Origin of the sequence: Pseudomonas sp. HY2-MNA-CIBAN-0224 (assembly GCF_040310285.1) — a bacterium.
GTDB classification, from domain to species: Bacteria; Pseudomonadota; Gammaproteobacteria; order Pseudomonadales; family Pseudomonadaceae; genus Aquipseudomonas; species Aquipseudomonas helleri.
The window spans coordinates 1-253 of record NZ_JBEOPQ010000734.1 but is presented as its reverse complement, the minus strand read 5'-3'; the positions used below and the strand labels follow the sequence as shown (position 1 = coordinate 253).

General features: G+C 43.1%; 1 protein-coding gene. It reads right to left on the bottom strand.

Going from position 1 to position 253, the window contains the following annotated elements; all coding sequences use genetic code 11:
- The coding region (locus tag AAEZ03_RS28265; RefSeq protein WP_350583266.1) for an ATP-binding protein at positions 1-253 on the bottom strand (253 nt) is incomplete at both ends.

Below are 253 nucleotides of genomic sequence, written 5' to 3'. Positions count from 1 at the left end.
CATCAATAATGATGTGCAGCGGCTTTGTTAGACTAGATTGGATCCTAAGCACAGTGTCCATTAAAGGACGTTCATCATCAAAAATAGGGGCGGAGATTAATTGGACCAGAATTTTTCGACGAATTTCAGCGCTATCTGCGTGTTGAGGACAAATGATTAATGCGCAATTATAGTCGTCCAGTTCACTTGCTAATGCGGCTGTCAGTGTAGATTTACCCGACCCCTTGTCACCGCAAATAACCAACAACTGTTC